This is a genomic window from Micromonospora sp. WMMB235, assembly GCF_001855515.1.
GTDB lineage: Bacteria > Actinomycetota > Actinomycetes > Mycobacteriales > Micromonosporaceae > Micromonospora > Micromonospora aurantiaca.
Map to the genome: position 1 here is coordinate 1,434,855 of NZ_MDRX01000001.1, position 19,492 is coordinate 1,454,346.

Consider the following 19,492-nt stretch of genomic DNA (forward strand, 5'->3'; position numbering starts at 1 on the left):
ACAAGGGATCGCGTCACGGGTGAGGTCGGCGTGGTGGCGGGGTACGGCGGGCGCGGCCCCGCCGGGCGGCGGCGCGCATGGCGGCGCGGGCCAGTTCCGGCCGGTCGGCGGTCCCGTCGAGGCTGGCGGCGAGCGCCCGTACGGTCGGGTGGCGGAACAGGTCGAGCATGGTGATCGAGCGGCCGGTGGCCTCGGTGAGGCGGGCGTGCACGGCGGCCAGGGCCATCGAGTGGCCACCGATGTCGAAGAAGTTGTCGCTCACGCCGACCGCGTCGCGGCCGAGCACGTCGCGCCAGATCCCGGCGATCAGCTCCTCGGTCGCGGTGAGCGCGTCCGACCCGGCGGGCAGCGGCGCGCGGGCCGGTTCGGCGGTGGCGACGCTCATCGCGCCGAGCGCCGCGACCCGTACCGCCGGGCGGGGCAGCTCGGGCGCGACCTCGGCGGCCGGGGCGTCCGGGTCGGCGGCGAGCGCGCCGACCAGGGCGGCCAGGTCGGCCAGCAGCGCTTCGATCCGCTCGCCCTCGAACAGGTCCGGGTTGTGCACCACCTCGACGCCGGCCCGCCCGTCGCGCTCCACCACGTAGACGGTCAGGTCGAACGGCGACCCGGGCTTCGGTACCGGCACCGGCTCGACGGCCAGGCCGGTCAGCGTCAGCCGGGGCGCGACGAAGTTGAGCACGTTGAACAGCACCTGCACCAGCGGGGCGCGGGAGGTGTCCCGGCCCACGCCGAGCGCCTCGACGATGCGTTCCAGTGGCGCGCCCGGGTGGGCGGTGACCTCGTGCAGTTCGGCGGCGGCCCGGTCGACCTGCTCGGCGAAGCTCGCGCCGCCGGAGCGGACCCGCACCGGCACGGTGTCGATGAAGAACCCGATCACCTCGTCGAACGCGGCCAGCCGCCGGTCGGCGACGATCGCGCCGAGCACGTGCTCGTCGCCGCCGGTGACGCGCCGCAGCAGTTCGCCGAACGCGGCCAGCAGCACCGCCGCGACAGTGCTGCCGCGCGTCGCGGCCAGGTCGCGCACGGCCCGGTCGGCGGTCTCGTCCAGCCGTACCGCGGCCTCCGCGCCGGCGTACGTCTGCACGGCCGGGCGGGGACGGTCGCGGGGCAGGTCCAGCACCGTCGGCGCGCCGGCCAGGTGCGCGGTCCACCAGGCCAGGTCCGTCTCGCCCCGGCGCCGGTCCCGGTCGGCGCGCCACACCGCGTAGTCGGCGTACGTGGCGGGCAGCGGCGGGCGGCCCGGCACCGACCGGCCGAGCGCGCGGGCGTACGCGAGCGCCAGCTCGTCGTAGAGCAGCGCCTCGGACCAGCCGTCGAAGACCGCGTGGTGCACGGTCACCGCGAGCACGTGCTCCTCGGCGGCGAGCCGGAACACGGTCACCTGCCAGGGCGGGCCGGTGGCCAGGTCGAACGCGTGCCCGGCACCGGCCGCGAGCATGCCGGCCAGTTCGGCGTCCGGGTCGGCGGCGCCGGTCAGGTCGACCACCGGCACCGCCACGTCGGTGGGTTCCTCGCGGACCGCGTACGGCACCCCGCCGTTCTGCGGGATGCGCCAGCGCAGCACGTCGTGCCGTTCCGCCACGGCCCGCAGCGCGGCGCCGAGCGCGGTGACGTCCAGCGGCCCGCGCAGCCGGTGCGCGACGGCGATGTTGTACGGCGCGCTGGACGGGGCGAGCTGGTCCATGAACCACAGCCGCCGCTGCGGCGGGGACAGCGTCGGCGGATTGCCTGTGGTGAGCCCGTCGGCGTCGGCGGGGTCGGCGGCGCGGACCCGGTCCACGAGCGCGGCGAACGTGCGGTCGGCGAACAGCACCCGCGTGTCCACCTGCCGGCCCAGCTCCGCGCGCAGCGCGGCGACCAGCCGCATCGCGGCGACGGAGTTGCCGCCGGCGGCGAGGAAGTCGCTGTCCGGGGCGGGCGTGGCGCCGAGCAGCCGGGTCCAGACGCGCCGGACCCCCGCCGTCACCGGGTCGTCGTCGGCGGACGCGTCGGCCACGGCGGCCGGGGTGGCCGCGGCCAGCTCGCGCAGCGCCGGCCGGTCCAGCTTGCCGGTGGTCGCGCTGACCGGCAGCGCGTCCAGCCGCACCGTCCGGGCCGGCAGCATCGCGGTGGTCAGCCGCGGCGCGGCGTACGCCCGCAGCTCGTCGTCGTCGGGCGCGCCGGCCGGGGTGAGGAACGCCACCAGCTCGGCGCCGGCCGGGCCGGGTACCGCCTCCACCGCGACGCGCTCGACGCCCGGGTGGGCGGCGAGCACCGCCTCGATCTCGCCCAGCTCGATGCGCTGGCCGCGGACCTTCACCTGGCGGTCGGCGCGGCCGAGGTAGACGATCCGGCCGTCCGGGCCCTGCCGGACCAGGTCACCGGTGCGGTAGAGCCGCTCGCCGGGGACGTCGCCGAACGGGTCGGGCACGAACCGCTCGGCGGTCAGGCCGGGCCGGTTGAGGTAGCCGTCGGCCAGGCCGGGCCCGCCGATCAGCAGTTCGCCGGTCTCCCCCGCCGGCACCGGACGCAGGTCGGCGTCGACCACGTACGCCCGGTGGTTGGGCAGCGGCCGGCCGATCGGCATCGGGTCGGTGTCGGCCGGGGTGAGGTCGCAGGTGACAGCCAGCACGGTGGTCTCGGTCGGGCCGTAGCCGTTGAGGAACCGGCGGCCGGGCGCCCAGCGGGCGGCCAGCTCGGCCGGGACCGCCTCGCCGCCGCAGAGCAGCACCCGCCACGACGGGAACCCGGCCGGGTCCAGCAGCGACAGCACGGTCGGGGTGATGAAGCCCCAGGTGACCTCGTGCTCGGCGACGAACCGGGCCAGCCGTACCGGGTCGGCCCGGTCGTCGGCGCCGAGCAGCTGCACCGCGCCGCCGAGCGTGAGCGGCACGAACAGGTCCATGGTGGCCGCGTCGAAGCCGAGCGAGGCGATGCCGAGGCTGCGGACCGACGCGTCGGCGCCGGTCAGCGCGCTCACGCCGGTGACGAACTCGACGGCGTTGCGGTGGGTGGTCAGCACGCCCTTCGGGCGGCCGGTGGAACCGGAGGTGAACAGCACGTACGCCGGGTCGCCGGGGCGGGCCGGGCAGGGCGCGAGCGGGGCCGGGCCGGGCAGGCCGAGCGCCGTCACGCCGGGCTCGTCGCCGAACTCGGCCGCCGCCGCGTCACCGACCACCACGCGTACGCCCGCGTCGCGGGCGATCCCGCGCAGCCGGGCCCGGGGGCCGCCCGGCTCCAGCGGCACGTACGCGGCGCCGGCGAGCAGCACGCCCACCACGGTGACCACCAGGTCGGGGGTACGCGCGCCGCACACGCCGACCCGGTCGCCCCGGCCGACGCCGTGCTCGCGCAGCGCGGCGGCCACCCCGGCGGCCCGGTCGACGAGCTGCCGGTAGGTGAGCCGGGTGTCCCACTGGCGCACCGCCACCGCGTCCGGGGTACGGGCCGCCTGCGCGGTGACCAGGTCGGCCAGGGTGGCGTCCGGCCACGGCAGGTCCGGGCCGTGGACGGCGCTGACGGTCAGGGTGTCGGTCACCGGAGTGCTCCAAGCTGCTCGGCCGGGTCGGTGATCTGGAGGCGCAGTTCGCTGACGTAACCGCGCCCCCGGGCGTCGGGCACCCACGCCTCGGTGGGTGCGGGCAGCAGTTCGGAGACCACCACCGGCACGTCCGGGCCGGTCCGCAGCGCGGCGTCGACCATCGCGCACAGCGACTGCGCGTACAGCGGGCCGGTCAGGTCCACGTAGCAGGGCTTGATCTCGGTGCCGACCTTGACGAACACCCGCTCGGGCAGGCCGGTCTCGGCGCGCCAGCGGCGTACCGCCAGGTAGCGGGCGGTCTCGTCGGCGTGGCCGCCCAGCCCGCACGCCCCGGCCGTGGTGCGCCAGGTACGCCGGGCCACGACCAGCCGGTCGATGGTGATGCGGGGCGTGTACGCGGCGGCGCCGAGCAGCTTGAACGCGTCCAGCAGCAGCGAGCCGAGCAGCGTGGCGAACACCTCCATCAGCGGCCAGCGGGCGCCGTCGGGGAAGACCGCGGTGAGCTGGTCCCCGGTGCGTTCGACCACCACGGCGGTGGCCGGAACCAGGCGGTCCACGTCGGCGCCGTGCGCGGTGTCGATGCCGAGCTGGCGGTCCGCCGGGCCGGTCAGCGCGTACGTGGTGCGGGTGGTGCGGCGGGGGAAGCTGTCCGGCCAGAGCACCCGCAGCCGGACCGGACCCAGGTCGGCGTCGAGGTCGGCGCGCAGCGCGGCCGGGTCCGGGTGGAACGGGCTGAGCACCGCGCTGTCGAACGCGACCGAGGCCGGGTGCAGCTCGCCGAGCACCAGCAGGAAGTCGCCGCGCTCGACGGCCTCCGGCGAGGCCGCACTGAGCTGCACGTCCGGGTTGTGCAGCCGGGCCGACGGCCAGCCGGGCCGCTCGGCCGGGAAGAGTTCCCGGGCCCGTTCGGTCAGGTCCGCGGCGCGCAGCCGCAGCTCCGCCTGCCCCTCGGGCAGGTCGGCCAGGCCGAACAGCTCGGCCCAGCGCGCGGTGAGGGTGGCGCCGGCCCGGCCGATCGGGCCGTCCGGGGCCACGAGCGTGCCCTGGGCCAGCAGCCACAGGTCGGCCAGCCGCACCGGGCCGTCGGCGGCCAGTTCCTCGTGCAGCTCGGTGAAGAGCTCGCCGCAGCGGGCGGCGACCTCGGTGGTGAACCAGCGGGCGGTACGCAGCACCACCGCCATCGGCTCGGCCAGCGCGTCGATCACCGCCGACCCGATCCGGAACTCCAGGTCGCGGGCGGTCTCCTCGTAGCAGACCGTGCGGGCGGCGTACATCTGACCGCTGTGCCGGGTGGCCGGGCGGCCGGTGACGGCGGTGAACTCGGCGTTGAGCGCGGCGAGCGCGGCACCGAGCCGGTCCGGGTCGCCGGCCGCGGCGGTCACCTCGTCACGGGCGGCGCGGAGCCGGCCGAACTCGGCCGCCGTCGCGGCACGGACCGGCTCGTCGCCGATCGCGGCGATCCGCGCGGCGAGCACCTGCTCGGCGTCGGGCGCGATCGGCAGGTTGGCGCCCCAGTTGAGCCGCCCGCGCTCCACCCACCGGTCCAGCAGCAGGTAGACGTCGTCGGGACTGTGCACCTCACCGGCGTCGCAGAGCCGGTGCGCCAGCTCCAGCGCCGGGGTCCGCCCGTCGCAGGCGCCGAGCAGCAGCGCCTCGACCGGGGTCAACACGATCGGCGGGTGCAGCGGCGCCCGCAGTTCCCGTCCGGCGACGGTCAGGTGCGGTTGCAGGGCGGGTGCCCACCAGCGGCGGACCGCGAGGTCGTCGGCGAGCCGGTCGGCGTACGCGATGAGCGCCCACGCCTCGAAGTACACCCGCCGCCGGTGCACCAGCGCGGCGCCGGGCGCGGTGTGCACGCCGGGCCGGGTGGCGTCGAACGTGCCCCAGCAGACCGGGCCGAAGAAGCCGATCGTCTCGGCCTTGCCGCAGTAGCGCTGCCAGTAGCGCAGCAGGCTCAGCTCGCGCTTGCGGCGGCGGACGTTGCGGACCTGCGGGTCGGTGCGCAGCAGCCCGTCCAGCGCGATGAGCATGTCCGGGTTCTGCCAGGTCACCGCCTCGCGCAGCAGCGGGTCGGCGGCCAGCTCGCCGGCCACCGCGGAGGACTCGGCGAACGCGTCGCCCAGCGCCTTGCCGAACACCTCGGGGCCGGTGTCGCCGGCGAGCAGCGCGTCCGCGGCGGCGGCGCAGTCCGGCGCGGCGAACCGGTCCAGCCCGGCGGCCGGGAAACCGGCGGTACGCAGGACCACGTCCCGCCACACCGACCAGCCGGTGTCGCCCAGGGGCAGCAGATGGCTCACCGGTGGTCCTCCCGCCGGGCGTCGGTGATGTGCAGGCGCAGCTCGCTGAAGTAGCGGCGGCCCTGCCCGTCGGGCACCCACGCCTGCTCCGGTGCGGGCAGCATCTCGCTCACAGTGAACGACACGTCGTCGCCGCCGTCGACCCGGGCGGCGCGCACCATCGCGCACAGCGTGGTGGCGAACGCCGGCGCGGACAGGTCCACGAAGCACGGCTTGGTCTCGGTGCCGAGCTTGACGTACACCTGCTCGGGCAGGCCGAGGCGGCGCCGCCAGTCCCGGACGGCGAGGAAGCGGGCCCGCTCGCCGTCGGGCACGGCGAGGCCGCTCTCGCCCACCGTGGTCCGCCACGTCTGCCGGGCCAGCACCAGCCGGTCCACGGTGATCCGGGGCGTGTACGGCGCGGCGGCGACCAGCTTGAACCCGTCCACGGCGTGCGCGCTGAGCGGCTCGGCGAAGACCTCGACGAGCGGCCAGTGCTGCCCGTCCGAGGCGGTGGCGACCAGCTCGCCGTCCACCTCCTCGACGACCAGGTCGACTGTGGGCAGCACGCGGGCCGGGTCGGCGCCCGGGGCGTCGAGGAACGCCAGGTGCCGGTCGGTCGGGCCGGTCAGCGACTCGGCGGTACGGCTGGTGCGCCGCGGCCAGTCGGCCGGGAACAGCAGCCGCACCCGCCGCTGCCCCATGTCCACCGCGAGCGCGTCGCGTAGCCGCTCCACGTCCGGGTGCGACGGGGTGAACACCGCGCAGTCGAACGACGACCAGGCGGCGTGCAGCTCACCGAGCACCACCGTGTAGTCGCCGCGCCGCAGCGCGTCCGCGTCGGTGGCACAGATCTGCAGGTCGGGGCTGTGCATGGCGGCGTTGGACCACCCCGGACCGTCGCCGGGGAACACGGCGTCGATCCGGCCGGCGAGGTCGGCCGCGCGCAGCCGTACGTCGGTGGTGCCGGCGGGCAGCGTGTCCAGGCCGAACAGTCCGGCCCACCGGGCCGCGAAGTCCGCCGCCACCGCGTCGACCGGCCGGTCCCCGTCGCCCCAGAACATCCCCTGGGCCAGAAACCACAGGTCGGCCAGCGGCACCGGGCCGCGGGACTCGGCGCGCAGCTCCTCGTACAGGCCGCGCAGCACGTCCAGGTAGGCGCGGGCGAGCGCGTTGGCCAGCCAGCGGGCGGCGCGCAGCAGCACGTCCAGCGGGGCGGCCAGCTCGGCCAGCAGCGGCGCGCCGAACACCACGTCCAGGTCCCGGGCGCTGTCCTCGTAGCAGACCGTGCGGCCGGCGTACATCTGTCCGGCCCGGCGCACCGCGGGCACGCCGGTCAGCTCGGTGAACGTGGCGTCCAGGGCGTCCAGGGCGGTCCGCAGCCGGTCCGCGTCGCCTGCCGCGGCGGCGACGTCGTCGCGGGCGGCGCGCAGCCGGTCGAACCCGGCGCGGGCGGCGGCGCGGGCCGGGTCGTCGCCGATCGCGTCGATGCGGTCGGCCAGCACCCGCTCGGCGTCCGGGCTCACCGGCAGGGCCGCGCCCCAGGTGATCAGTTCCCGCTCGACCAGCCGGTCGAGCAGCGCGTAGCCGTCCTCCGGGCGGCGCAGCCCGATCGCCGGGTCGGCGACCAGGTCGGCGGCGGAGCGCCGGCCGTCGGCCGCGCGAAGCAGCGCGGCCTCGACCGGGGTCAGTGTCAGCGGCGGGCGGCCGGGCCGCAGCACGTCGCGGTCCCGGACGGCCAGGTGGGCCCGCAGCATCGGCGGCCACCACCGCCGCACCGCCAGGTCCGCGCCGATCCGTTCGGCGTACGCGGACAGCGCCCACGACTCGAACCACACCCAGCGCCGCCGGGTCAGGCTGTCGCCGGGGTTGACTCGGGCAACTTCCGGCTGCGCGGGATCGACAGTGACCCAGCAGCTGGGGCCGAAGAAGCCCACAGTCTCGTTCTTGCCGCAGTAGCGCTGCCAGTACTTCAGCAGCGCCCGTTCCCGGTCGCGGCGGCGCACGTTGCGGGCCGCGTCGGCGCCGCCGCGCACCAGCCCGTCGAACGCCACCAGCGCGCCCCGGTTCTGCCAGGTGACCGCCTCGCGCAGCAGCGGGTCGGCGGCCAGCTCGCTGAACCGCTGCGCGCCGGCGCGCAGCGCCTCCTCGAACTCCTTGGTGAACCGGTCCTCACCGGCGCCGGTGGCCAGCAGCTCGTCGGCCGCCGCGGCGGCCCGGGGCGCGGTGAACAGCTCCAGCCCGTCGGCCGGGAAACCGGTGGTCCGCAGCATCGCGTCGCGCCACACCGACCAGCCGGTGCCGCCGAGCGGAACCCGGTGCGCGGCGCCGGCGGTCCCGCGACCGGCGGCGCGCACCGGGTCCGGACCCGCGTCCGGTGTGCCGGGGCGGGTGTCGGTGGGCGCGGCGGTCAGGTCGGCCCGGATCAGCGCGGCCAGCTCGGTCAGCCGGTCGTGCAGGAAGAAGTGCCCGCCGTCCAGCTCGTGCAGGGTGAACCCGGCCGCGGTGTGCTCGGCCCAGGCGGCGCTCTGCTCCCGGCTGACCGCCCGGTCGGTGCGACCGGCGAACACGACGATCGGCACCGGCAGCGGCTCGCCCGGCACGTGGCGGTAGTCGTCGACCCGGCCGAAGTCGGCGCGCAGCAGCGGCAGCAGCAGTTCCACCAGCTCGGGGTGGTCGAGCAGTTCGGCGGGCAGGCCGCCGCCCTCGCCGAGGCGGCGCAGCAGCTCGTCGTCGCCGGCCCGGGACAGCCCGTCGAACGGGCCGGGCGTGGCGACGTGCGGGGCGCGCGCGCCGCCGACGTAGAGCCGCAGCGGCAGCGGGCGGCCGGTGCGGCGCAGCTCACGGACCACGTCGAAGCCGAGCCGTCCGCCCATCGAGTGGCCGTAGATCGCGTACGGGCGGTCGGCACGGGAGGCGATGGCGTCGGCCACCTCGGCGACGCTGAAGCGCGGGTCCTCGGTGATCCGGTTCTCCCGGCCGGGCAGTTGCACCGGCACCACGTCGACGCTCGGACCGAACTCGGCCGCCCAGCGCCGGAACGCGCTGGCGCCCGCTCCGGCGTAGGGCAGGCAGAACAACCGCACCGGCGCCTCGGGTCGGCTTCCGGCGGAGACGAACCAGTTCACCGCGGACCTTTCTGCACGGGGTCGATCCAGTGCCGGCGGCGCTGGAACGGGTAGGTGGGCAGTCCGGTGCGCCGGACCGTGCCCTCGGGGTGCAGCGCGTGCCAGTCGACGTCGCGCCCGGCGACCCACTCGGCGGCCGTCTCGCGCAGCGGGCCGCCGTCACCGGCGATGCGGGCGCCGGTGTCCAGCAGCACGTCCAGCGCGGAGAGCGCGGCCGGCAGGTCGGCGGCGACCACCGCCGCCCGGTGGGCGAACGCCCGCCGGCCCAGCGCCAGCGTGGCGGCCACGTCGGACAGTGCCGGGGCGGCCCCGGCGAGGTGGCTGCGCAGGCGGGCCAGCGCGGCCCGCAGCGCCGCCGGGGTACGCGCGGAGACCGGCAGCAGCCACGGTCGCCCGCCGGGCGGGTCGGCCGGCTCGGCGGGCGGCGGCTGTTCCACCACGACGTGCGCGTTGGTGCCGCCCAGGCCGAACGCGCTCACTCCGGCGACCCGGCGCGCGTCGTCCGGCCAGTCCCGCGCCTTGGTGGGCACGTAGAAGGGTCCGGCGGCCAGGTCGATCTCCGGGTGCGGGCGGGTGAAGTGCAGGTTCGGCGGGATCACCCCGTGCCGGACGGCCAGCACCGTCTTGATCAGCCCGGCGATGCCGGCCGCGGCGTCGAGGTGACCGATGTTGGTCTTCACCGAGCCGAGCGCTGTGGACTCGGCGGGCGCGGCGCCCGCGTACACCTCGTGCAGCGCGGCGACCTCGATGGCGTCGCCGAGGGGCGTACCGCTGCCGTGGCCCTCGACGAAGCGGACCTCGCCGGGTGCGACCTCGGCGGTGGCGAGCGCGTTCGCGACGGCGGCGGCCTGGCCGGCCGGGCCGGGTACGGCGAAGCCGGCCCGGTCCGGGCCGTCGTTGGTGACCGCCCAGCCCGGCAGGATCGCGTAGATGCGGTCGCCGTCGGCCTGCGCGTCGGAGAGCCGGCGCAACGCGACCACGCCCGCGCCGGAGCCGAAGCCGGAGCCGGCGGCGGCCTCGTCGAAGGCGCGGCACCGGCCGTCGGGCGAGGCGAGCCCGCCCGCCCGGTGCCGCGGCCACATCACCGTCGACCCGCCGGCCAGCGCCAGGTCGCACTGGTAGTCGGCGAGGCTCTGCGCGGCGACGCACACCGCGACGAGCGAGCTGGAGCAGGCGCTCTGCACGGCCATCGCCGGGCCGGTCAGGCCGAGCCGGTAGGCCACCTGCCCGGGCAGGTGGTCGGTGAACTGGCGGCCGACGAGCCGGGCCTCCCAGTCGTCCGGGTCGACGTCGCCGACCACCGCCGGGTTGTCCATGAGGTGGAACAGGAAGTAGCGGTTGGCCGAGGTGGCGGCGTAGACGCCGACCAGCCCGGGGAAGCGCGCCGGGTCGTGCCCGGCGTCCTCCAGGGCCTCCCAGGCGGTCTCCAGGAACAGCCGGTGCTGCGGGTCGGTACGGGCGGCCTCGTCGGCGCCGAAGCCGAAGAAGTCGGCGTCGAAGTCGGCCACCCCGTCGAGTCGGCCGGTGGCGCGGACGTGCCGGGGGTCCGCGCGCAGAGCGGGGCCGACACCGAGCGCGGCCAGCTCCTCGTCGGTGTGGTCGTGCACCGAGTCGACGCCGGTGCACAGGTTCCACCAGAACGTGGCCACGTCGGGCGCGCCGGGGAACCGCCCGGCGACGCCGACCACGGCGATCTCGTCGCCGGTGTACTCGCGTGCGGCGCGCACCGGCGCGGCGGGCGCGGGCAGCACCGGGGCGCGGACGGCCTCGGGCGGGGCGTCGAGCAGCGCCGCCTGGGTGGCGACGGTCGGATGGTCGAACAGGCGCAGCATCGGCAGGCGTACGCCGAACCGCTCGGCGAGGCGCTGCTGCACCTGGCCCAGCAGCAGCGACTGCCCGCCCACGTCGAAGAAGCTGGCGGTGCGGGCGACCGCGTCGCGGCCCAGCACCGCGCACCAGATGTCGTGCACGGCGCGTTCGGTGTCGGTGGCCGGGGCCTCCTCGGCGGGCACCTCGGTGACCGGGTCGGGCAGCGCCCGCTCGTCGACCTTGCCGGTGACGGTGAGCGGGAACTCGTCGACCACCACCACCGCGCGGGGCACGGCGTAGTCGGGCAGCGCGGCGGTCAGCGCCGCGCGCAGCGCCGCCGGTTCCGGGCGGGCGCCGGCCGGGCGGGCGTACGCGAGCAGCTCGCCGTCGCGCACGATCGCGCGCACGCCCGCCACGCCGGGCTGGGCGGACAGCACCGCTTCGATCTCGGTCAGCTCGACCCGGTGCCCGCGCACCTTGACCTGCCGGTCGAGCCGACCGAGGCAGACCAGTTCCCCGCCGGGCAGCAGCCGGCCCAGGTCACCGGTGCGGTACGACAGCAGCCCGTCGGCGTCGACGCCGAACCGGTCGCTGTCCTGGTTGAGGTAGCCGGGGGCGAGGTGGCGGCTGCGGACCACGATCTCGCCGGTGTCCGGGGCGAGGTCCAGCCGGTAGCCGGGGAACGCGACGCCCACCGGCAGCGGCCCGCGGGCATCAGGGTCCACCTCGGACAGCTGCTGCACGTGCCGGGCGGCGAACGTCATCTCGGTGGCGCCGTAGCCGTTGACGAGCACGCAGCCGGGGGCGAAGCGGTCCCGGCCGCGGGCCGCGTCGGCCCAGGTGGCCTGCTCGCCGCCGAGCAGCACCGCCCGCACCGTGGGCAGCCGGCGCGCGCCGAGCGTGTCGAGCAGGAAGCGGTAGACGGTGGGCGTGCAGTGCAGCACCGTGGCGCGGTGCCGGTCGAGCTGGTCGACGGCGTGCGCCAGCCCTTGGCGGCGCAGGTCGACCGGTACGACTGCGGCGCCGGTGAGCAGCGCCGGGTAGAGGTCGGGGATGGCGGCGTCGAAGCTGAACGACGCGAGCAGGCTGAGCCGGTCGTCCGGGCCGACGCCGAGCGCGGCGATCTGGTTGTCGACGACGTGGGCCAGGTTGCGGTGGGTCTGTCCGACCGCCTTGGGTACTCCTGTCGAGCCGGAGGTGAACAGCACGTACGCCAGCGCGTCCGGGTCGGCCGCGACCGGGCGCAGCGGGGCCGGCGGCGCCTCGTCCAGCGCTACGACCGGGCGCCCGGCGGCCAGTGTGGAGGCGAGGTCGCGGTGCTCGGCGGCGCAGGCCACCGCGGTGACCCCGGCGGCGTCGACCATGTGGCGCAGCCGCGCGACCGGGAAGCCCGGGTCCAGCGGAACGTACGCGCATCCGGTCGCGAGGGCGCCGAGCATCGCCGCCACGGTGGGCGCACCGTGTGCGGTGAGCAGCGCGATCCGGTCTCCGGCGCGCAGGCCCGCGGCGGCGAACACGGCAGCGTGCCCGCCGGCCGCTCCGGCCAGCTCGGTGTAGGTGACCTCGTGGGTCTCACCGAGAAGTGCCGGACGTCCGCCGTGTACCGCCGAGATCGCGCCGAAACGATTGATGATCATCGTCTCTGCCATGTCAGGAAGCGGGTTGCGCTCCACAGAGGGCAGGCAGGCAGCAATCGACGAATGTGATCATTGATCCCCCCCAGGACTTCACATTGGAAGCAGAATATGGCTCGATCCGTGCGCCGGAAGAGCGGCGATGAGGCTTGAGCCGAAGAGGGGACGGCACCTTGGAACCTCGGACGGAGGAATTCGTCCGATCATCCCTCTAGCGCGTAGACGTTTTTCAGCGTACGTGACAAGCGACAAGTTATTTTACGGTGAAAATACTTCCAGGCCGTGGAATCTTTCGCCGCGACGGCCTCGGTGCCGCAGCTCGACCCGGATCGCGGGGAGCCTGCTCAGACATCGTACGGCGGTCGTGGGATGGGGTCCACCATGGCGTCGAAGCCCTTCGGGAGCTGCGCGACGAGGTCGTGGAACTCCCCCACCGTCACCGTGTCGCGCAGCGTCGCGAGCACCGCGACGGCACCCACCTCGGCGACCGCCGGGTCCACCGCCGCGCGTTCGGCCACGCGGTACAGGAAGTCGACAGCGCCACCGGTGGTGGCGGTGCCGGCGGGCTCCAGATAGCCGCCCACGTCGTCCGGCAGCTGCGCGGCCAGGTCCGTCGTCTCGTCCGCGGTGATCCGGTCGGCGAGGGTCTGCAACACGGCACGGGAGACGGTCGCGGCCTCGTCAGTGGGCAACTCGGCCCGCCGCGCCACCGCCTCGACGAACAGGGGGAACCGCATCCCACCCCTCCCCTCGCCGCCGGCGGGCACCACGCCCACAGCGGTCGGCCCCGGCGGGTACCCGCCCCCACCCCGGCCAAACGCCCCACCCAGCGGGAGGCGGAAAAGCCGGAGGGCAGGTGGCCGGTCGCGTCGGTAGCATCCGCCCATGGCCCCCGTCACAACCCACCCCGGCGCCTGCCCGCTGGACTGCCCGGACACCTGCGTCTGGCAGCTCACAGTCGACGACGGCCGGGCGGTCGCGCTGCGCGGCGACCGCGACCACCCGTTCACCAGGGGCGCGCTCTGCGGCAAGGTGAACCGCTACCTGGACGCGGTGAACGGGCCGGACCGGCTCACCACGCCCTGGGTCCGCACCGGCCCGAAGGGCACCGGCCGGGTCGCGTACCGGCCGGCGAGCTGGGACGAGGCCCTCGACCGGGTGGCCGCCGGACTGCGCGCGAGCATCGAGCGGGACGGCTCGGAGTCGGTGCTGCCCTACTACTTCGCCGGCACCATGGGCCTGGTTCAGGGCTGGACCATGGGGCCCCGGCTCTTCGCCCACCTGGGCGCGTCCCGGCTGGACACCACCATCTGCACGGCGGCCGCGCGGGCGGCGCTGCGCTCGCTCTACGGCGCCTCGGTCGGCTTCGAACCGGAGTCGATCGTCGAGGCGAACCTGATCGTGCTCTGGGGCGCCAACCCGCTCGTCACCAACCTGCACCTGTGGCCGTTCGTGCAGCAGGCCCGCGAGCGCGGCGCGTACGTGGTGACGATCGACCCGCTGCGCACCGACACGGCGGCCCGCAGCGACGAGCACGTCGCGCCGCTACCAGGCACCGACGCGGCGCTCGCTCTCGGGCTGATGCGGCACGTCCGCGACGCCGGGGCGGCCGACGAGGCGTGGCTGGCCGCGCACACCACCGGCTGGCCGGAACTGCGCGCCCGGCTCGACGACTGGCCGGTGGAGCGGGCCGCCGCCGAGTGCGGCCTGCCGGCCGGGACGATCCGCCGTCTCGGTGAGCGGATCGCCACCACCCGGCCCACAGCGGTACGGGTCGGGCTGGGCCTGCAACGGCACCACGGCGCCGGGCAGGCGATCCGGGCGATCTGCGCGTTGCCGCTGGTCACCGGCGACTTCCGGTACCCCGGCGGCGGGGCGCTGGTGACCACCAGCGGCCACCACCGGGTCGACAACGGCCCGGTGATCCGGCCGGCCGGCATGCCCGCCCCGCCGGCCCGGTCGCTGAACATGAGCCGGCTGGCCGCCGTGCTCACCGGGGAGGCCGACCCGCCTGTCACCTCGCTGGTGGTGTTCAACGCCAACCCGGCGGCGACCGCCCCGGACCAGGCCCGGCTGCTGACCGGGCTCGGCCGCGCCGACCTGTTCACAGTGGTGCTGGAGCAGCGCTGGACCGACACCTGCGACTACGCCGACGTGGTGCTCCCGGCCACCATGCAGCCCGAGCACCTGGACCTCCAGACGTCCTACGGGCACCACTACACGACGCTGAACCTGCCGGTCACCCGCGCGCCGGGCGAGGCGCTGCCGAACACCGAGATCTTCCGGCGGATCGCCGCCGCGCTCGGGATCGACCACCCGGCGTTCCGGGACAGCGACGAGGACCTGGCCCGGCAGTTGCTGGCCGACGCCCCGATCACGTACGAGGAGCTGCGCGAGCGCACGTACGCCCGGCTCACCGGTGTGCCGGTGGGTTCCGCGCCGTACGCCGAGGGCGGTTTCCCCACCCCGGACGGGCGGGCCCGGCTGCACGACCCGGCGCTGGCCACGCTCGGGGTGGACCCGCTGCCCGGGTACACGCCACCGGCCGAGGCGGCCGACCCGGAGCTGGCCCGCCGGTTCCCGCTGACGCTGCTCACCCCGGCCAACCGTTACCTGATGAACTCCACGTTCGCGTCGCTGCCGTGGCACACCCGCCGCGCCGGGCCGCCCCTGGTGCACCTGCACCCGGACGACGCGGCGGCGCGCGGGCTCGCCGACGGCGACGCGGTACGGGTGCACAACGACAGGGGCGCGTTCCTCGCCGCGGTGGCGGTGGACGAGGCGACCCGGCCGGGGTGCGCGTTCACGTACAAGGCGTACTGGGCGCGACGCAGCCCGGGGCGGTCCACCGTCAACGCGGTCACCGGCGTCCGGGACACCGACCTGGGCGAGGCGCCCACGTTCCACGACTGCCGGGTGGAGGTCGAGCCGGTGCCGGCCGAGTTGCTGACCGCCGAGCCGCCCCTCGACGAGGTCGCGGAGCCCGTCGCGGCTGGGTGATTCGGGACCTCCGGCCCCCTGACCTGGTCTTTGCGCCCCTGCTCCGGCCCGTCGCCGCCGCCTAGCGTCGGAGGCGGACACAGGGAGGTTCGCCATGCGTACGTGGCAGGTGCAGGACGTGATGACCAGGGACGTGGCGTCGGTACGGGAGGGCACGGACTACCGGGAGATCGTCGACGTGCTGACCGAGCGGCACGTCACGGCGGCGCCGGTGGTGGACGAGACCCGCCGGGTGCTGGGCGTGGTGTCCGAGGCGGACCTGATGTACAAGGTGGAGTTCCTGGGCCAGCCCCGGGAGCGGCGGATCCTGCCGGACCGGCACCGCCGCGAGGCGCGGGCGAAGGCCGGCGCGACGCTCGCCGCCGACCTGATGACCGCTCCCCCGGTCACCATCACGCCGGACGCGACGATCGTGGAGGCGGCCCGGCTGATGGACGCGCGCGGCGTGAAGCGGCTGCCGGTGGTGAACGACCTCGGCCGGCTGGTCGGCATCGTCACCCGCGGCGACCTGCTCAAGGTGCACCTGCGCCCGGACGCCGGCATCCGGCGGGACGTGGTCGAGGAGGTGCTGTGGCGCAGCCTCGGCGTCCGCGACGGCGTGGTGGACGTGACAGTCGACAGGGGCGTGGTGACGCTCACCGGCCAGGTGGAGTGCCGGTCCACCGCGCAGCTCGCGGTCCGGCTGACCCGGCAGGTCAGCGGCGTGGTCGAGGTGGTCGACGCGCTCGGCTACGCGATCGACGACGCGCCGATGTCAGCGCTGCGCATCGGCGGCGCCACCCCGGCCGGCATCGCCTGAGCCCTGGACGGCCCGGTGGGCACCGCCGTGCCCGGCGCCCGCCGCTGTCACTCCTGGGCGAGCGCGTCCAGCACCAGCGCGGCGGTCCAGCTGAACGCCGGTGAGCCGAGACCGGCGCCGGTGTCCGGGTGGAAGTACTCGTGGCAGCCGGCCCGGTCGACCAGGTCGAGCAGCGACTCGCGCAGCCCGGCGGCCAGGTCGACGCGGCGGTGGGTGCGCAGTCCCTGCCAGAGCAGCCAGCCGGTGTTGATCCAGCTCGGGCCGCGCCAGTAGCGCAGCGGCTCGAAGTCCGGCGCGGTGCGGTCGTACGTGGGCAGCGGCCGGTCCATCCGGGCGGCCAGCCCGAAGCGCGGCGAGCACGCCTCGGCCAGCAGCGCCGACACCTGCGCGGCGGGCAGTTCGGGCAGCGCCAGCGGCATCAGCCCGAGCACGGTCCGGGCCGGCACGAGCCGGTCGGCGCGCACGTCGCGGGGACGGAACGTGCCGGCGACCGGATCCCAGAGGCGGGTGACGAGCGCCTCGGTGATCCGGGCGCCCCGGTCGCGGTGCGGCCCCGGGTCGGCGCCGATCACAGCGGCGATGCGCGCGAGGGCGTATTCGGAGACGCCGAGCGCGGCGTTCACCAGTGGGCACTCCACCAGGAACGGATGCCGTCCGAGCAGGCCCTCGTCCCGGTAGCGGCCGGCCCGGTAGCTCTCCACGAGCGCGACGTACCGCGCGTAGTCCAGGTCGGTGGGGCGCTGCGCCGCGTCGGCGTGCGCGGTGTCGTGCCGGCGGTACGCGCGCATCACCGCCTCGTCGGCGGGCACCCCTGCGAGCGGCGCGTCCCAGGCGGGGCTGTTGTCCAGTCCGGACTCCCACGGGTGCACGATCGACGCCAGCCCGCCGCCGCCGGCGTCGCGCCGGCCGGTCAGGTAGCGCTGCTGCGCGACCAGCCTCGGGTAGAGCCGCCGCAGCGCGGCCACCGACGCCTCGCCGGGCGCGCGGCGGTGCACCAGCCAGGCGGCCGGGGCGTGCACCGGCGGCTGGACGATCCCGGAGGTGGCCCGGGCCGGTGAGCCGTCGGCGCGGGCCGAGTCCCAGAACTGCGGCCCGGGGAAGTACGGCCCGGCGCGCGAGGCCGGGTTGAACACGATGTGCGGCACCCGCCCGTCGACCCACTGCGCGGCGAACAACGTGCGCAGCTCCCGCCAGGCCCGGTCGGGGCGGACGTGGGCCAGGCCGATCGCGATGAACGCCGAGTCCCAGCTCCACTGGTGCGGGTAGAGCGTGCGCGAGGGGACCGTGTGGTCGTGTTCCCAGTTGGCGTCCAGGGTGGCCAGCGCGAGGCGGCGCAGCCGGGCGTGGCGGTCGGCGTCGGCGCGTACCCCGGTGGTCAGCGTCATGCGGCGGCCCGCCGGGGACGGGCCTGGGCCAGCGCGGTGGCGGCCTGGCGCAGCGCGGCGACCGGCTCGCCGCGCAGCCGGCACTCCAGCGCCAGCCAGCCGGTGTAGCCGATCGCGTCGAGCGTGGCCAGCAGCACGCCCCAGTCCAGGTGTCCGGCGCCGGGCTGGTGCCGGTTGGAGTCGCTGACCTGGACGTGCCCGAGGTACGGCGCGGCGGCGCGCAGCGCGGCGTGCGGATCGTCCTCCTCGATGTTCATGTGGTACGTGTCGGCGGCCACCCGCAGCGCCGGTGAACCGACCGCGCGGCACAGCTCGACGGCCTGGTCGAGCCGGTTGACCATGTGGTCCTCGTACCGGTTGAGCGGTTCCAGGAACACTGTGACCCCCTCGGCGCGGGCGTGCCCGGCCAGCTCGCCCAGGGCGTCGACGAGCACCCGCCGGTCGCCGTCAGCCGAGCGTGGTGGTTCGAACGGCGGCAGCCGGTAGGAGAACATGCCCCACGCGGCGGGGGTCATCGCACCGACGCCGCCCAGCTCGGCGATCACCGACAGCTGGGAGCGCAGGTTGTCCACCGCGTCGCGGGAACGGGCCGGGTCGAAGTCGCCGATGAAGTGGTCCATCTCGACGCAGACGGTCGGCATGACCACGCCGGCGGCGCGGGCACGGCGCAGCTCCGGCAGCCGCCGGGCCAGGGCCAGGTCGCCCCGCCCGCGCAGCTCGATGCCCTGGTAGCCGAGGGAGACGGCGAGGGCGTACTTCTGGATCAGGTCGGCGCCGGGAAGCAACTGCTCCTGGCACGAGAGTGGAATGTCCATCAGAACCTCAGCACCACTTGGAGGACGTCACCGTCACCGCGGTCGAGCAACGCCAGGGCGTCGGCCACCGCGCCCGCGTCGACGACGTGGCTCACCAGCGGCAGCGGGTCGACGCTGCCCTCGGCCACCAGGTCCATGAAGGTGTGTGCGATCCGCGTCCCGGACCACCGGCCGGCCGTGCCGGGTGCCGGGTCCGGCCCGGAGACCTGGGCGGCCACGAGCTGGATCCGGTTGTGGTGGAACTCCTCGCCGAGTTCCAGCCCGTGGGCGTACCCCTGGTAGAAGCCGGCCGCGACGACGCGCCCGGCGTGCGCGGTGGCGCGGATCGCCTCGTGCAGCGCCGGGTACGACCCGGACAGCTCCAGGCACACGTCGGCGCCCCGGCCGTCGGTGGCGGCCCGCAGCGCGGCGGCGGGCGAGTCGGCGGCAGCGTCGACCACCCGGCGCGCGCCGAACCGGGTGGCGTGCGCGAGCCGGCCCGGCATCCGGTCGACGGCGACGACGCGGGCGCCGGAGAGTGCGGCCAGGCGCGTGCCGAGCAGCCCGATCACGCCCTGCCCGAACACGCCCACCCAGTCGCCCAGGTGCAGGTCACCGGCGAGCACCGCGGTCAGCGCGATGGCACCGGGCCGGGCGAACACGGCGGCGAGCGGGTCGAGGCCCGGTGGCAGCGGATGCGCGGCCGTCGCGGGGAGCACGGCTTCGGCGCGGTGCCCCCAGATCCCCCAGACGAGCTGGCCGGGCCGTCGCCCGGCCACGTCGGGGGCGACCTCGACGATCTCGCCGACCTCCTCGTAACCGAAACCCACCACCGGGTACGCGGGCGCGGCCTGGCGGGGCACGAACATGCGGGAGCCGGCGTCCCAGTCCTTGCGCAGTCGCGGGTTGCTGCCCCGGTAGAGCGTCAGTTCGGTGCCGGCGGAGATGCCCGAGAAGCGGGTGCGGACGCGGACCTGGCCCGGACCGAGCCGGTCGGTGGGGCAGGGCTCCAGGCGTACGTGCCGGGGCCCGGCCAGAGAGACAACCCAGTTGCTCATGGCGTCGCTCCGAGTGAAGTGCCGACCCCGATTCTAACCCAAAAAATGGGCATATGTGATTCGATTGATGAATCGATGGGTATTAGCGG

General features: G+C 75.9%; 10 protein-coding genes. 2 read left to right on the forward strand and 8 right to left on the reverse strand.

What is annotated here, in order from left to right:
- Window positions 1–13 precede the first annotated feature (13 nt).
- The 5 genes from BFV98_RS06280 to BFV98_RS06300 all read right to left on the reverse strand — a co-directional run bounded on the left by BFV98_RS06280 (window position 14) and on the right by BFV98_RS06300 (window position 13,104).
- Entirely contained in the window at window positions 14–3,517 is a 3,504-nt protein-coding gene (locus BFV98_RS06280) for a non-ribosomal peptide synthetase (RefSeq protein WP_071095327.1), read from the reverse strand.
- On the reverse strand, window positions 3,514–5,817 hold the full coding sequence (locus BFV98_RS06285) for a lantibiotic dehydratase (RefSeq protein ID WP_071095328.1): 2,304 nt from the start codon (window positions 5,815–5,817) through the stop codon (window positions 3,514–3,516). Before BFV98_RS06285 ends, BFV98_RS06280 begins: the two co-directional genes overlap by 4 nt.
- A complete protein-coding gene (locus BFV98_RS06290; RefSeq protein ID WP_071095330.1) occupies window positions 5,814–8,924 on the reverse strand; it encodes a thioesterase domain-containing protein in 3,111 nt (1,036 codons plus the stop codon). Before BFV98_RS06290 ends, BFV98_RS06285 begins: the two co-directional genes overlap by 4 nt.
- Window positions 8,921–12,382 carry an AMP-binding protein gene (locus BFV98_RS06295; protein ID WP_071095332.1) on the reverse strand — a complete coding sequence of 1,154 codons (3,462 nt, stop codon included), beginning with the start codon at window positions 12,380–12,382 and terminating at the stop codon, window positions 8,921–8,923. Before BFV98_RS06295 ends, BFV98_RS06290 begins: the two co-directional genes overlap by 4 nt.
- A 329-nt stretch (window positions 12,383–12,711) precedes the next feature.
- A complete protein-coding gene (locus BFV98_RS06300; RefSeq protein WP_013477067.1) occupies window positions 12,712–13,104 on the reverse strand; it encodes a DUF2267 domain-containing protein in 393 nt (130 codons plus the stop codon).
- 148 nt (window positions 13,105–13,252) lie between these two features.
- On the opposite strand from BFV98_RS06300, the gene BFV98_RS06305 reads away from it, so the two are divergent.
- Both BFV98_RS06305 and BFV98_RS06310 read left to right on the forward strand, forming a co-directional pair.
- Window positions 13,253–15,367, forward strand: coding sequence for a molybdopterin-dependent oxidoreductase (locus BFV98_RS06305; protein WP_071095334.1), 2,115 nt, complete (start codon window positions 13,253–13,255; stop codon window positions 15,365–15,367).
- A 94-nt stretch (window positions 15,368–15,461) separates the two neighbouring features.
- Window positions 15,462–16,166 (forward strand): CBS domain-containing protein, encoded by a 705-nt coding sequence (locus tag BFV98_RS06310; protein WP_013477069.1) that lies wholly within the window; start codon window positions 15,462–15,464, stop codon window positions 16,164–16,166.
- A 47-nt stretch (window positions 16,167–16,213) separates the two neighbouring features.
- On the opposite strand, the gene BFV98_RS06315 is transcribed toward BFV98_RS06310, so the two are convergent.
- The 3 genes from BFV98_RS06315 to BFV98_RS06325 are packed head-to-tail and all read right to left on the reverse strand — an operon-like array spanning window position 16,214 to window position 19,403.
- Window positions 16,214–17,551: a hypothetical protein gene (locus BFV98_RS06315; protein ID WP_071095336.1), complete on the reverse strand. Its 1,338-nt coding sequence runs from the start codon at window positions 17,549–17,551 to the stop codon at window positions 16,214–16,216.
- The gene (locus BFV98_RS06320) at window positions 17,548–18,366 is read right to left on the reverse strand and encodes a sugar phosphate isomerase/epimerase family protein (RefSeq protein WP_071095338.1); all 819 of its coding nucleotides are present in this window, start codon (window positions 18,364–18,366) and stop codon (window positions 17,548–17,550) included. Before BFV98_RS06320 ends, BFV98_RS06315 begins: the two co-directional genes overlap by 4 nt.
- Window positions 18,366–19,403, reverse strand: coding sequence for a zinc-binding dehydrogenase (locus BFV98_RS06325; RefSeq protein WP_071095340.1), 1,038 nt, complete (start codon window positions 19,401–19,403; stop codon window positions 18,366–18,368). The genes BFV98_RS06320 and BFV98_RS06325 overlap by 1 nt, the downstream gene beginning before the upstream one ends.
- Between the last annotated feature and the right edge of the window lie 89 nt (window positions 19,404–19,492).